The organism is Paraburkholderia sp. BR13439 (genome assembly GCF_040948805.1).
In the GTDB taxonomy this organism is placed as follows: domain Bacteria; phylum Pseudomonadota; class Gammaproteobacteria; order Burkholderiales; family Burkholderiaceae; genus Paraburkholderia; species Paraburkholderia youngii.
On record NZ_JBFPKN010000017.1, the window covers coordinates 110,753 to 123,381 of the forward strand.

The following is a 12,629-nucleotide window of genomic DNA, read 5'->3' on the forward strand; positions in this document are numbered from 1 at the left end:
ATGCGAATTCAGTCGTGATACAGCGCCGAGCGGCCACCATCGACGGTGATGCAGCTCGCGTTGATGAACGGCGCCTCGTCCGACGCGAGGAACACCGCGGTCATCGCCACCTCCTCCGGTCGGCCGATGCGCTTCATCGGTTGCAGATCGAGCGTCGCCTGCTGCGCGGCGGCCGGATCGGGCTGCTCGTTCCACCAGTCGTGCGTCAGCTGCGTCTCGATGTAGCCCGGCGCGATCGCGTTCACGCGCACGTTGCACGGCGCGTACTCGATGCCGAGCGCGCGCGTGAGGCCGATCACGCCATGCTTCGCGACCGGGTACGGAAAGCAGCCCGGAATGATCTTGAACGCGTGGGTCGACGCGATGTTCACGATGCTGCCCGCGCCGCGCTCGACCATCCCCGGCAGCACCGCGCGACAGCCATTCCACACGCCGTCGAGATCGACCGCGAAGCAGCGCCGCCAGTCGGCGTCGGTCATCGTCAGCGGATCGCAAAACACGTTGATGCCCGCGTTGTTGACGAGGATGTCGAGCGCACCGAACGCGCGCTCGCCAACGCTCACCGCATGCCGAAGCGACGCGGGTTGGGTCACGTCGGTCTGCACCGCGAGTGCGCGCGCGCCGGCGCCGAGTTCCGCCTCGATCCGCCCGGCCGTGCGCTGCGCCGTGTCGAGATCGAGTTCCGCCAGCACGACCGCCGCGCCCTCGCGCGCGAACGCGAGCGCGATCGCCGCGCCGATGCCGCGCCCGGCACCGGTCACGAGAGCGGCTTTGCCGGCGAGCCGGTTCATTTCTTCGCTCCTGCGCGGGCGATCCGCAGACCGTTGATGAACGCCTTCGCATGCGACGCGGTCACCGCCGCGCTCTGGCCCGGCTTGTACAGCGCCGAGCCGAGGCCGAAACCGTTGGCGCCGGCGCTCAGGAACGGGCCCATGTTGTCCGGCGTGATGCCGCCGACCGGCACGAGCGGCACCTGCGCGGCGATCACCGCGCGCCACGCCTTGACGACCTGGCAGCCGAGCTGCTCGGCGGGGAACATCTTCAGCACGTCGGCGCCGTTCTTCAGCGCGATGAACGCTTCGGTCGGCGTCGCGACGCCGGGCGCGCAGGCAAGGCCGCGCGCCTTCGCGGCGATCACGACTTCCGGGTCGCTGTGCGGCATCACGACGAGCTCGCCGCCCGCCGACTTCACTTCGTCGACGTAGAGCGGATGCAGCACGGTGCCCGCGCCGACGATCGCGTCGGCCGGCAGCACCTTGCGGATCGCGGAGATGCTGTCGAAAGGCTGCGGCGAATTGAGCGGTACTTCGACGATGCGGAAACCCGCTTCGTACAGCGCTTGACCGTGATCGGCCGCGTCGGCGGGCGTGACGCCGCGCATGATCGCGATCAGCGGACAGACTTCGAACGCGGCGATCAGACCCGCGTGCGGCATGTACGGTCCGGGCAGATTGATATGTGGTTGCATGTCGGTTCCTTGTTTCGTGAGCGTCGTAAAGGGCTCTGCCGCCGGTCAGCCCGCGCGCGCCGCCTGCGCGGACGGCTGCACGAGCCCCGCTGCCACGGCAACGCGCCACAGGCCGCGTTCGGTCGCGTGCCTGACCGGCTCCGCGCGCAGACAGCCGAATTGCGCGAGCGCGAGGCGGTAGCGCTCGCACAGCGCGTCGTTGCCGATCAGCCGCAGACTCTGCTGCGCGAGCGAGCTGCCTTGCTGCGCGAGTACCGCTTCGAGGCCGGCGAGTTCGTGTCCGATCAGCAGGCCCGACAGATAGTCGGGCTGTGCCTCGCTCGACAGCGCGCCGGTCAAGCCGAGCGTGCGCGTGCTGAACACGGTCGCGAGCACGCCCGCCTGACCTTTCTCGCGCGCGATGTTCACGCCGCGCAAAAATGCTTCGGTATCCGGCCGATCGGGCGTGACCATCGTGCGGCCGAGAATGGTGTGCTCGCGCAGCGCGGCGAATACCTCGCCGGTCATGAAAGTATGAAAACGCTCGATGCGCTCCGCCTGCACGACCGCCCATTTCGCGTGCGTGCCGGGCAGGCCGATCAGTGAACGGGCATTGCTGTCGACGGCGCTCGCGTCTTGCACGCCGTTCGCGTCCGCGCTGAGCGCGCCGAAAATCTGCGTCTCCTCACCGCGCATCACGTTCGGCAACTCGCCGCGTTGCAGCACGCCCGGCACGATGTGCAGCGTCGCGCCGCGCGCGGTCGGCACGCGGACGATGCCGGCCACGAGCGCATCGGCGTTGGCGGGCGTCTCGACATACGGCGCTTCGAGCCAGCCTTGCGCGCTGCCCACCATCCCCGCTGCGATCACCGGCACGCCGCGCGCGTGCTCGAGCCACGCGCCGCAGGCGTCGTCGAACGCCGCGTCGAAGCCGCTCTCGGCCGCGCTGCGCGGCAGATTCATGATGCCGGCCGTCGATGCGCGCGTCGCCAGCACGCGACCGTGCGCGTCGAACAGATAGGCGCGCAGCGACGTCGTGCCCCAGTCGAGCGCGATCAGCTCGGCATGCGTGAAATCGACGGCGGCGGTATCTGTGCCATCGGTCGCGTCCGGCTCCACGCCCGAGGTGGGCGCGGCGGGCGCCTGGTGGTTCGCCAGCGTGGCGGTGCCCGCTTGTTTCATCGCTTGATCCTGCGCGTGGCCGGTTGCGGTGCGCGCCAACCAAGTTCTTCCGAAATCGCGCGCGCCTCGCGCTGCACGACCGGAATCAGTTCGTCCATCCGTTCGAGCGGCATATACGGAATCGTGCTCGCCACCGACAACGCCGCGACGATCGCGCCCGACGCATCGCGCACCGGCGCCGCGACGCAACGGATCGACGCTTCGTTCTCTTCGAGATCGAACGTGTAGCCGCCGGCCGCGTAGTTCGTCATGCGCTGCAGGAAGGTCGCCGCGTCGGGGCGGTTGTCGGGCTTGAAGCTGACCCCCGCGAGCGCGCGGCGCGACGCGTCGAACAGCGACTGCCATGCGTCCGGCGCGAGGTCGAGCATCATCGCCTTGCCGATGCCGGTCGACGCGAGCGGCATCCGATGGCCGACGCGCGAGCGCATTTCGAGGCCGCGCGTGCCAGGGATCTTGTCGATGTACAGCACGTCGTCGCCATCGCGCACGCCGAGGTGGATCGTGTCGAGCGTGTGCTCGGCCAGCGACTGCAGATGCGGACGCGCGACGGCCGTCAGCGGCATCTGTTCGAGCGCGATCGTGCCGAGCTCGATCAGCTTCGGCCCGAGCAGATAGCCGCCCTGCACCTGACGCAGATAGCGCGCCTGCACGAGGCTGCTGACGAGTCGATGCGTGGTGCTGCGGGTGGTGCCGAGCGCGGCGCCGAAGCTGCGCAGATCGCGCACGCCGGCCGCCGCCGCCTCGAGAATCGCGAGGCCGCGCAACAGTGTCTGTGTGCCGGCCTGCTGCGGCGTGATTTCCAGCAGCGTGACGGGCAGCCCGAGTCCGTCGACGGTTGCCGCGCGCTGCACCGGGCGCGACGCCCTCGCGGTAGCGGACGCACTGGCGGCGACATTGGCGGTGACGGCTGAAGCCTCGCGCGGCGCGGGATTCGCGGCACTGTCCGGCCCGCCGTTCGACCCCGGCGCCGCCTCGGCCGGGCTAGCGCCGTGAGTAGGCATCGCTTTGTTCATGGCGATTCGCTTTCCGATGGTTTCTGCGCTTAGCGCGCGGGGCCGGAGCACAGGGCGGGAATGCGTGCGGCGCCGCGCTCGCGCGGCTGCTGTGGTTGGCTGCCAGACATGTTGGCCTCGTCTCCGGTTTTTCTGTCGCGGTTCGCTGTTTCGGCGCGCTGGAGCGCCTACTTGCGATGCATGTTGGCTTGGATTGTAGGGCGACTTTTGAGAATCACCAATATGTGAATGTTGAGCCCAGATAATGAGATTTTAGTGGGCGATCAACTGTTTAGCGGGACGCCATGCCCCGGCGAAAAGACACAAAAAAACCCGCGCGAGGCGGGCTTCGGAACCGAAAACCAGGGAGATCGACAGCGCTTTTCAATCCGGCAATTCGGCCGCGCCCATTCGCCGCGCGATGACTCGCGCGCGTTGTGCGAGATACGCCGAATTCCTGTGTTCATCGAAATATCTGGGGCGCGGCAGCATCACCGCGAGCCGCGCGGACTGCGCGGCCGTGAGTTTGCTCGCCGAGGTCTTGAAGTAGTACTGCGCGGCCGCCTCGGCGCCGTACACGCCGTTGCCCCATTCGACCGAGTTCAGATAGATCTCGAAGATGCGCTGCTTGTCCATCAGCGTTTCGAGCATCCACGTGATGATCAGCTCCTGGCCCTTGCGGATATAGCTCTTCTCGCGCGACAGGAACAGATTGCGCGCGAGCTGCTGCGAGATCGTCGAGCCGCCGCGCACGATCCGGGCTTGCGCCTTGTTGCGCTCCCATGCCTGCAACATCGCGTCGGTTTCGTAGCCCTTGTTGTTGACGAAGTTCGCGTCCTCGGACGCGATGATCGCGCGCTTCAGGTTGCGGGAAATCTGCTCGTACGGCACCCACGTGCGCTGCACCGACAGATCCGGCCGGTCCTGCGACAGACGCCACGCGTCCGAGCGCATGAACGCGGTCGAGCGCGGATTGACGACGTTCCAGATCGCGATCTGCGCGAAGTAGTACGCCTGCGTCGCGAGCCAGGCGATGGCCACGACCGCGATCAGCCAGGCGAGCCAGCGCAGCGGGCCGGCCTGGCCGCGCGAACCGCTGGCGCGCCGCGTCGCTGTCATGGTGCGTGCTGTCCGCGCGCTGACGTTATGCGCGCGACGGCGCCGTCAGCAGCGCCCGCAATTCGGCGAGCACCGGCGCGCCATCGGGGCGCACACCGCGCCACACATAGAACGATTCGGCCGCCTGCTCGACCAGCATGCCGAGACCGTCGGCGCCGCGCGCGCCTAGCTTCGCCGCGTGCTGCATGAAGACAGTTGGATGCGCGCTGTACATCATGTCGTAAGCGAGCGTGCCGTTGCCGAACGCGCGGTCGTCGCACTCGGGCAGCGAGGCATCGAGGCTGCCCGCGGTCGCGTTGACGATCACGTCGTACTGGCCCGCTTCGATCGCGCGGGCGCTGCCGCCGCTCAGCCGGCAGCGCGCGTCGCCGGCTGCCTGCGCGAACTGATCGACCAGCGCCTCGGCCTTCTGCGCCGTGCGGTTGACGATCGTCAGCGTATGCGGCGCGCGGTCGAGCATCGGCAGCACGACACCGCGCGCGGCCCCGCCCGCGCCGAGCAGCAGGATGCGCGCCCCTTTCAGCGACACCCCGAGATTCACCTCGATGTCGCGCACGAGGCCGAAGCCGTCCGTGTTGTCGCCGTAGATGCCGTCGGCGTCGACCCTCAGCGTGTTCACCGCGCCGGCCGCCGCCGCGCGCGGCGACAGCGTGTTCGCGAACACATGCGCGTCGAGCTTGAACGGCACCGTCACGTTCAGGCCGCGCCCGCCCGCTTCGATGAACGCGCGCACGTGCGGCACGAACGCGTCGACCGGCGCGAGCAGATGACTGTACTCGATCGGCTCGCCGGTTTGCGCGGCGAAGCGGCCGTGGATGAACGGCGACTTGCTATGCCCGACCGGGTTGCCGATGACCGCGTAGCGATCGCGCGCTGGGTTGCCGTTCATCGTCCCGGCTCCGTGATGTGTTGGTCGTTGTCGGCGGTGTTCGATGCGTCGTTGCCGCTGCCGTTGCCGTTGCCGCTTGCCGCGGATTCGTCGGCGCCGGGGTTGTCGTTCGGATTACCGCCGTCGGCTTCCGCTTGCGCCTCCGCTTCGCTTTCGGCGCTGTCGTCCGCTGCGTCGAGCAACTCTTCGTCGCCCTCGTCCTCGCCTTCTTCGGCTTCGGCGCCGCTCGTCACGGTCGGCGCATCGAGCACGTGCAACAGACGCACAGACGCTTCGATCGTCAGTTCGTCGATCGACATCACTTCCAGCTGCAAACGCGTGCCGCGCGCATGCACGCCGAGACCCGGCACGTGCAGCAGCAGCGGAATCTCCTCGAGACGCACGAGATCGCCCTTCACAACCGATGCGACTACCTGCTTGCGGTTTTCCTGCGTGAGCCAGCGCAGACACCAGAAGTACTCCATGCGGCGCTGGTAGTCGGCATATGCGGTGTAGGTGTCGTCGAAGCCCTGCACGACCGCGAACAGATCGGCGTCCTTCGGCTTGAACGGCGCGGCGAGCTTGGCAGTCACGCCATGCTGCACGCACGCGATCAGCTGCCACTGGTTCACGAGGTCGACGTAGCGGCGCAGCGGCGACGTGCTCCACGCGTATTGCGAGACGCCGAGCCCTTCATGCGGCGCCGCGTTGGTCTGCATGCGCGTGCGCTTCGGGCCGCTTGGCGCGCCGAACGCGCGCTGCGTGCGATAGATGCCCGGCACGCCGTGATCGTGCAGGAACGCGCCCCACGACGAGTTCGCGAGAATCGCCAGCTCGGCGACGATCGTGTCGAGCGGCGAGCCGCGCCGGCGCGGCGTGATCGTGATGTGCTCGCCGTCGACGTAGAAATTGAAATCGGTATTGCGCTGCACTTCGCGACGCAGGCCGTAGCCGGCGCGCGCGGTCTGGCGCTTTTCGAACAGCGCCTGCGCGAACGGCCACAGCACGGCGATATCGTCCTTGTGCGGATACTCGCCGGTGCCCTCGGCGAGCGCCTCCTCGGTGACGACTTCGTCGAGCGTGTTGTGGCGCAGGTTGCTCTTGACGAACACGCGCTCGGCGCGCGTTTCGCTCGCGACGATCTCCTGCGTCTCGCGATTGACGATCACGTACAGCGATAGCGCTGGCCGATAGTCGCCCTCGCCGAGCGTGAAGGTGTCGACGACGCTGTCGGGCAGCATCGTGATCTTGTCGCCGGGCATGTAGACCGTCGACAAACGCGCACGCGCGATCGCATCGACGTCGTCGCCGCGCTGGATGCCGAGCGCCGGCGCGGCGATGTGCACGCCGATCCGCACCCGGCCGTCGGCCAGATGTTCGACCGAGAATGCGTCGTCGATTTCCGTCGTGGTGATGTCGTCGATCGAGAACGCTTCGACGTCGGCCTGCGGCAGATCGTCGGGCACGTTCGCGGCCGCAACGGACGGGAAGCCGGTGCCATGCGGGAAGTACTCGGACAGGAATTTCGCTTCGTGCAGCGCGCGCGGCGACGCGATCGCGCCGCATTCGAGCATCAGCCGCGCCTGCGAGATGCCGCGCGCGGCCGCGGCGTTTTCGAGCGCTTTGTACTCGATCGTGTTCTTGTCGGGCTTCGTCAGGAGCGCGAGGCCCTTGCCGCCCGCGAACGCTTCCGGTAGACGGCCTGCCTTCAGCTCTTCTTCGTACTGCGCCTGCACGAGCGCCTGCTGGCGCTTGCGCTCGAGACCCGCGAGCGCCATCTTCAGCTGCTCTTGCGGCGCGCGCTGGTACATGCCGCGGCCCTTGCGCCGGAAGTACACCGGCGAGCCGTGCATGCGCAGCACCAGCGCCGCGCGCTCGACCGCGCCGAAGCTCGCGCCGAAGTACTCGGCGCCCAGCGTCGCGAACGGGAATTCATCGTCCGGCGCGCATTCCCACAGGAAGTCCAGATCGATCTCCTGCGCCAACGTGTCGGCCTGCTGCATCAGTTCGGCCGCAGTGGGTTTCTCGAACTCGATCAGCACATCCTTCGCGCGCACCTTCGCGCGCCGCCCGCCCGGCAACTCGACCTGAAACGCGTCACCCTGACGCGACAGCACGCTGCCGGCCTTGAAACTGCCCGATTCCTCGAAGAAAACGTTCACTCAATACTCTCGTTCTGACTTGCATCTGCCGGCGCGCCCGACGCCCGGTGGCGATCGATTACTGCATGCGCGGCACGGCAACCTGTTCGTGATAGTGAATCCGCGGCGCGCACTGCGCGTGCCAGCGGGTTGAATCTTGCGACCAGCGGTGGCGGTCGGTGTGTCTTTCCGGCTGATGTCCTTGCAGGGATCGGTGCCACCGCCCTGGCACGCCGTCAGGCCGCCGCGCGCGGCGCCGGCGGCTCGACGTCTTCGCCGTCGCAGAAGGCCAGCACGTCGTCGAGGTACTGCGCGAACTCGCTGATCGCATGGTCACTGCCCTCGATCAGCGTGGTGCGCGCGCCCGGATAGTGCGCGAGCATTTCGCGGTAGTCGAGCACTTCGTCGCCGGTGGCTGCCATCAAATAATAGCGTTCGGGCCGCGTGATCGACGCGACGCCGAGCGCGCGCAATTCATCCAGATGATGCGGCTCGACGACGATGCTGCCGCCGCCATGCCACAGCGGCTGCTCGCCGAGATACGCGCTCAGGTCGCGCTGCGGCACGACCGCCGGGTTCAGCAGCACGGCCGGCCAGCCGTGCTTCTCGGCCAGGTGCGTGGCGAAGTAGCCGCCCAGCGAACTGCCGATCACGGTCACCTGCCGTGCATCGCCCTTCGCGCGTGCGTCGGCGACCAGCGATTCGGCGAGCACCACGGTTTCGAACGGCGACACCGGCAGCATCGGGCAGCACCACTCGTCGGCGCGGTCCAGTTCGGCGAGACGCGCCGCGAGCAGACGCGCCTTGAACGAATTCGGCGACGAACGGAAACCGTGCAGATAGAGAATCACGACGCGCCTCGCGTCGAAAGACCGTCGAGCAGCTTCTGATGCACGCCGCCGAAGCCGCCATTGCTCATCACCAGAATCTGATCGCCGGGGCGCGCCGCGTGGACCACCGCTTTCACGAGCGCGTCGAGGTTGTCGAACGCCTGGGCCTTGCCGTCGAGCGGCGCGAGCGCTTCGCCGAGGTTCCAGCCGAGCGCGTCGCGCCCGCTCGGCGCACCGTAGCCGAACACGAGGTCGGCGTCGGCGAGGCTTGCCGGCAGTTGCGCTTTCATCACGCCGAGCTTCATCGTGTTCGAGCGCGGTTCGAGCACCGCGAGAATTCGCGTGTTGTCGCGACCGACGCGCGCACGCAGCCCGGCCACCGTCGTCTCGATCGCGGTGGGGTGATGCGCGAAGTCGTCGTATACGGTCACGCCGTCGACGCTGCCCCGCACTTCCATGCGGCGCTTGACGTTGCGGAAGCTCGACAGCGATTTCGCGGCCTGCGCGGGCGGCACGCCGACGTGGCGGGCGGCGGCAATCGCGGCGAGCGCGTTCATGCGGTTATGTTCGCCCTGCACCTGCCAGTCGACCACGCCGACGCGCTCGCCGTTGTGATAGACGGCAAAGCGTTCGTCAACGGGCACGCCCTGCTCCGCCGGCTGGATCTCCCAGCCACCCTGTACGCCAAAGCGCTCGACCTCGCTCCAGCAGCCGCGCGTCAGCACGCGCTCGAGCGCGTCCTCGCGGCCGTTCGTGACGACCCGGCCGAGGCGCGGTACCGTGCGGATCAGATGATGGAACTGCGTTTCGATCGCGGCGAGATCGGGGAAGATGTCGGCGTGATCGAATTCGAGATTGTTCAGCACCGCCGTTTTCGGGCGGTAATGGACGAACTTCGAACGTTTATCGAAGAATGCGGTGTCGTATTCGTCGGCTTCGATCACGAAGAAGCTCGAATCGGTGAGCCGCGCCGACACGCCGAAATTCAGCGGCACACCGCCGATCAGAAAGCCCGGATTCAGGCCCGCGTCTTCGAGCAGCCAGGTCAGCATCGAGCTCGTGGTGGTCTTGCCGTGCGTGCCGGCCACGGCCAGCACCCATTTGCCGTTCAGCACGTGCTCGCCGAGCCACTGCGGACCAGACACGTACGGCAGGCCGCGGTCCAGAATCGCTTCCATCAGCGGGTTGCCGCGCGTGACCACGTTGCCGATCACGAATAGATCAGCGTTCAGGCCGTTCAGCTGTTCCGCGTCGTAACCCTCGATCAGGCGGATGCCTTGCGCCTCGAGCTGCGTGCTCATCGGCGGGTAGACGCCGGCGTCGCAGCCGGTCACCGTGTGGCCCGCATTGCGCGCGAGCACCGCGAGTCCGCCCATGAAGGTGCCGCAGATGCCGAGGATGTGGATATGCATAAGCCTGTCGTGCCGTGGGGGCGTTTTTTGCGAGGGATGGGAGGCCGCAGGACGGCCGGAACGACCGTCTGCAAAGGACGCCTATTGTAACCGACACGGCGCGCGCCGCCCCTGCGGGCCACGCCCGGCGCCGCCCCGTCCGGGCCGCCCGACCGCGTCGCCAGGCCCGATCTAGTATGATGCAGGGATGGTCCGCAAATCACATTTCGATCCGCAACGCGTGCGCGAGGAAATCGCGATCGCGGCTGCGCGCCTGATTGCCGAAGACGGTCTGGACTACGCCAGCGCGAAGCGCAAGGCGGCCCGGCAGGTCGTCGGCGAGACCCGTGTCGCCGGCGAATGGCTGCCGGACAACGACCAGATCGAAGAAGAAATCCGCGAATATCAGTCGCTGTTCCAGGGTGACAGCCAGCCGGCGCTTTTGCGGCGGCTGCGTGTGACCGCGGTCGAATGGATGGAGCGGCTCGCGCCGTTCAATCCGTATCTGACGGGCGCGGTGCTCGGCGGCACGGCCGGCGAGCATTCGGACGTCCATCTGCAGGTGTTTTGCGACAACCCGAAGGAAGTCGCGATCTACATGCTGAACGCGAACATCCAGTACGACGTGTCGGAAACGCGCCATTTCGCGGGACGCGGCTACGTGGAGACGCTGAGCTTTCTGTGGCGCCCGGCAGACCATCGCAACGCCGAGCCGGTCGGCATCCACGTCGCGCTGTATGAAACCGACGACCTGCGCGGCGCGGTGCGCGCCGACGCGCGCGGCCGCACGGCGCGGGCGAATTTGCCGGCGGTGCAGGCGCTGCTCGACGGCGACCAGGTGCCGTCCTTCACCAATTGACCAGACAGAACGGAGCACGATGAACACAAGACGTATGCTGGCGGGCGCGGCCGTCGCGCTGGTCGCCGCGGGCGGCGGCGTGCTGGCCAATCACTGGCTCAATCGCGGTACCGACGTCGCGTACGCGGCGCAGGGCGGGTCACAGCCTGACACCCATGCGAGCCCCGTCCAGCAGCTGTGGAGCGCGCCGGTCACGAATGTCGACGGCAAGCCGCAGTCGCTGAGCATGCTCAAGGGCCACCCGATCGTCGTCAACTTCTGGGCGTCGTGGTGTGGCCCGTGCGTCCAGGAAATGCCTGAGCTGTCGCAGATCCAGCGCGAATACGCGAAGAAAGGCATCCAGTTCGTCGGTCTCGGCGTCGACTCGGAAAAGAACATCCAAACCTTCCTGCAGAAGGTCAAGGTCGCGTACCCGATCTACGTGACCGGCTTCGGTGGCGCCGACCTCGCGCGCGCGTTCGGCAACAATGCGGGAGGTTTGCCGTTTACCGTCGTGATCGACGCAAAAGGCAACATCCGCTCGACAAAATTGGGCCAGATCGACCCTACGGCCCTGCGCCAGACGCTCGACACGCTGTAAATTTCCCCGATTTCTGACGCTGCGCTTTTGGCACCCGCTTGCGTGCAGAACGAGCGGAAATAGGCGGATAATCCCCGAATTTGAGTGAAGTTCGGCTCACGGCTGTGCGGCGGGCCGCCCCGGCCGTCGCCGCGTACGCGCACGAAACTAGACAAGTTTCTCTAATCAGCGCTAAAGTGCGCGCAATTCCACGGAAAAAGAAGCGACCATGACGCGCCTGCTGGTACTGCACGGACCCAACCTCAACCTTCTCGGTACCCGGGAACCCGAGGTCTACGGTCGCGTGACCCTGCCGCAGATCGATCAGGCGCTAGCGGACCGTGCAGCCGATGCAGGCGTCGACCTTGCGTCGTTCCAGAGCAATCACGAAGGCGCGCTGGTCGACCGCATTCAGGCGGCCCGCACCGAGCAAACCGATTTCATCCTGATCAATCCCGCCGCGTACACGCACACCAGCGTGGCCATTCGGGACGCACTAGCGGGGGTTGGCATCCCGTTCGTCGAGATTCATCTGTCGAACGTGCATCGCCGGGAACCGTTCAGGCATCACTCGTATTTCTCCGACCAGGCAGAGGGCGTAATTTGCGGCCTCGGCTGGAAGGGGTATCTGTACGCGCTCGAATTCGCGCTCGACCGGCTCGCCGCCGGCACGTCGCGCGGCTGAATCCAAACACGTCCAATTTGAGCCGGCTACTGCACGTTTGCACGCGCCGGCACACTACGCATTGAAAGGGGCACCCTGATGGATCTACGTAAACTCAAAACTCTGATCGACCTCGTCTCGGAGTCCGGTATTTCCGAACTCGAAGTGACCGAGGGCGAAGGCAAGGTCCGCATCGTCAAGAATGCGCCGCCGGTTTACGTCCAACCGTCCGCCTCGTACGCTGCACCGCAATTCCCGCAAGCCGCGCCGGCAGCAGTCGAAGCGCCGGCCGCCGCGAACGCTCCCGCTACGCCGGCGGCCGCCGCGCCGCAGGGTCACGTCGTCACTTCGCCGATGGTCGGCACCTTCTACCGCGCGCCGTCGCCGGGCGCCGATCCGTTCGTGCAAGTCGGCGACACGGTCAAGGAAGGCCAGACCATCTGCATCATCGAAGCGATGAAGCTGCTCAACGAGATCGAGGCGGACAAGTCGGGCGTGGTCAAGGAAATCCTCGTCGAAAACGGCCAGGCGGTCGAGTACGGCCAACCGCTGTTCGTGGTCGGCTAACGCGGCACGC

Annotated in this window: 13 protein-coding genes; 4 read left to right on the top strand and 9 right to left on the bottom strand. The window is 67.2% G+C overall.

The window, feature by feature from the left end; translation table 11 throughout:
* Positions 1 to 8 precede the first annotated feature (8 nt).
* From AB3X96_RS29175 to mpl, 9 genes are all read right to left on the bottom strand, one after another.
* Entirely contained in the window at positions 9 to 791 is a 783-nt protein-coding gene (locus AB3X96_RS29175; RefSeq protein WP_368592436.1) for an SDR family oxidoreductase, read from the bottom strand.
* Positions 788 to 1,468 (bottom strand): 2-dehydro-3-deoxy-6-phosphogalactonate aldolase, encoded by a 681-nt coding sequence (locus tag AB3X96_RS29180; RefSeq protein WP_368592437.1) that lies wholly within the window; start codon positions 1,466 to 1,468, stop codon positions 788 to 790. The genes AB3X96_RS29175 and AB3X96_RS29180 overlap by 4 nt, the downstream gene beginning before the upstream one ends.
* 45 nt (positions 1,469 to 1,513) lie before the next feature.
* Positions 1,514 to 2,629: a 2-dehydro-3-deoxygalactonokinase gene (locus AB3X96_RS29185; RefSeq protein ID WP_368592438.1), complete on the bottom strand. Its 1,116-nt coding sequence runs from the start codon at positions 2,627 to 2,629 to the stop codon at positions 1,514 to 1,516.
* Entirely contained in the window at positions 2,626 to 3,642 is a 1,017-nt protein-coding gene (locus AB3X96_RS29190; RefSeq protein ID WP_368592439.1) for an IclR family transcriptional regulator, read from the bottom strand. Before AB3X96_RS29190 ends, AB3X96_RS29185 begins: the two co-directional genes overlap by 4 nt.
* 363 nt (positions 3,643 to 4,005) lie before the next feature.
* Positions 4,006 to 4,740: a monofunctional biosynthetic peptidoglycan transglycosylase gene (gene mtgA / locus AB3X96_RS29195; RefSeq protein WP_368592440.1), complete on the bottom strand. Its 735-nt coding sequence runs from the start codon at positions 4,738 to 4,740 to the stop codon at positions 4,006 to 4,008.
* A 25-nt stretch (positions 4,741 to 4,765) separates the two neighbouring features.
* Entirely contained in the window at positions 4,766 to 5,629 is an 864-nt protein-coding gene (gene aroE, locus AB3X96_RS29200) for a shikimate dehydrogenase (protein ID WP_368592441.1), read from the bottom strand.
* Positions 5,626 to 7,770 (bottom strand): ribonuclease catalytic domain-containing protein, encoded by a 2,145-nt coding sequence (locus tag AB3X96_RS29205; protein ID WP_368592442.1) that lies wholly within the window; start codon positions 7,768 to 7,770, stop codon positions 5,626 to 5,628. The genes aroE and AB3X96_RS29205 overlap by 4 nt, the downstream gene beginning before the upstream one ends.
* Positions 7,771 to 7,985: 215 nt before the next feature.
* Entirely contained in the window at positions 7,986 to 8,600 is a 615-nt protein-coding gene (locus AB3X96_RS29210) for a YqiA/YcfP family alpha/beta fold hydrolase (RefSeq protein ID WP_368592443.1), read from the bottom strand.
* Positions 8,597 to 9,991 (bottom strand): UDP-N-acetylmuramate:L-alanyl-gamma-D-glutamyl-meso-diaminopimelate ligase, encoded by a 1,395-nt coding sequence (mpl, locus tag AB3X96_RS29215; protein ID WP_176105023.1) that lies wholly within the window; start codon positions 9,989 to 9,991, stop codon positions 8,597 to 8,599. The genes AB3X96_RS29210 and mpl overlap by 4 nt, the downstream gene beginning before the upstream one ends.
* A gap of 187 nt (positions 9,992 to 10,178) precedes the next feature.
* Between mpl and AB3X96_RS29220 the strand changes: the two genes are divergently transcribed.
* From AB3X96_RS29220 to accB, 4 genes are all read left to right on the top strand, one after another.
* A complete protein-coding gene (locus AB3X96_RS29220) occupies positions 10,179 to 10,829 on the top strand; it encodes a UDP-N-acetylmuramate--alanine ligase (protein ID WP_176365579.1) in 651 nt (216 codons plus the stop codon).
* A gap of 19 nt (positions 10,830 to 10,848) precedes the next feature.
* Positions 10,849 to 11,409 carry a TlpA disulfide reductase family protein gene (locus AB3X96_RS29225; protein ID WP_176105020.1) on the top strand — a complete coding sequence of 187 codons (561 nt, stop codon included), beginning with the start codon at positions 10,849 to 10,851 and terminating at the stop codon, positions 11,407 to 11,409.
* Positions 11,410 to 11,617: 208 nt separating this feature from the next.
* Positions 11,618 to 12,073, top strand: a complete 456-nt coding sequence (aroQ, locus tag AB3X96_RS29230; RefSeq protein ID WP_368592444.1) for a type II 3-dehydroquinate dehydratase — start codon at positions 11,618 to 11,620, stop codon at positions 12,071 to 12,073.
* A 78-nt stretch (positions 12,074 to 12,151) separates the two neighbouring features.
* Complete coding sequence (accB, locus tag AB3X96_RS29235; protein WP_176121879.1) at positions 12,152 to 12,619, top strand: acetyl-CoA carboxylase biotin carboxyl carrier protein; 468 nt, start codon at positions 12,152 to 12,154, stop codon at positions 12,617 to 12,619.
* Positions 12,620 to 12,629 lie beyond the last annotated feature (10 nt).

What these genes read in the sequence shown, in the direction of transcription:
- AB3X96_RS29175 (WP_368592436.1), bottom strand. Translation starts at nt 791, where the DNA reads ATGAACCGGCTCGCCGGCAAAGCCGCTCTCGTGACCGGTGCCGGGCGC.
- AB3X96_RS29180 (WP_368592437.1), bottom strand. Translation starts at nt 1,468, where the DNA reads ATGCAACCACATATCAATCTGCCCGGACCGTACATGCCGCACGCGGGT.
- AB3X96_RS29185 (WP_368592438.1), bottom strand. Translation starts at nt 2,629, where the DNA reads ATGAAACAAGCGGGCACCGCCACGCTGGCGAACCACCAGGCGCCCGCC.
- AB3X96_RS29190 (WP_368592439.1), bottom strand. Translation starts at nt 3,642, where the DNA reads ATGAACAAAGCGATGCCTACTCACGGCGCTAGCCCGGCCGAGGCGGCG.
- mtgA (WP_368592440.1), bottom strand. Translation starts at nt 4,740, where the DNA reads ATGACAGCGACGCGGCGCGCCAGCGGTTCGCGCGGCCAGGCCGGCCCG.
- aroE (WP_368592441.1), bottom strand. Translation starts at nt 5,629, where the DNA reads ATGAACGGCAACCCAGCGCGCGATCGCTACGCGGTCATCGGCAACCCG.
- mpl (WP_176105023.1), bottom strand. Translation starts at nt 9,991, where the DNA reads ATGCATATCCACATCCTCGGCATCTGCGGCACCTTCATGGGCGGACTC.
- AB3X96_RS29220 (WP_176365579.1), top strand. Translation starts at nt 10,179, where the DNA reads ATGGTCCGCAAATCACATTTCGATCCGCAACGCGTGCGCGAGGAAATC.
- AB3X96_RS29225 (WP_176105020.1), top strand. Translation starts at nt 10,849, where the DNA reads ATGAACACAAGACGTATGCTGGCGGGCGCGGCCGTCGCGCTGGTCGCC.
- aroQ (WP_368592444.1), top strand. Translation starts at nt 11,618, where the DNA reads ATGACGCGCCTGCTGGTACTGCACGGACCCAACCTCAACCTTCTCGGT.
- accB (WP_176121879.1), top strand. Translation starts at nt 12,152, where the DNA reads ATGGATCTACGTAAACTCAAAACTCTGATCGACCTCGTCTCGGAGTCC.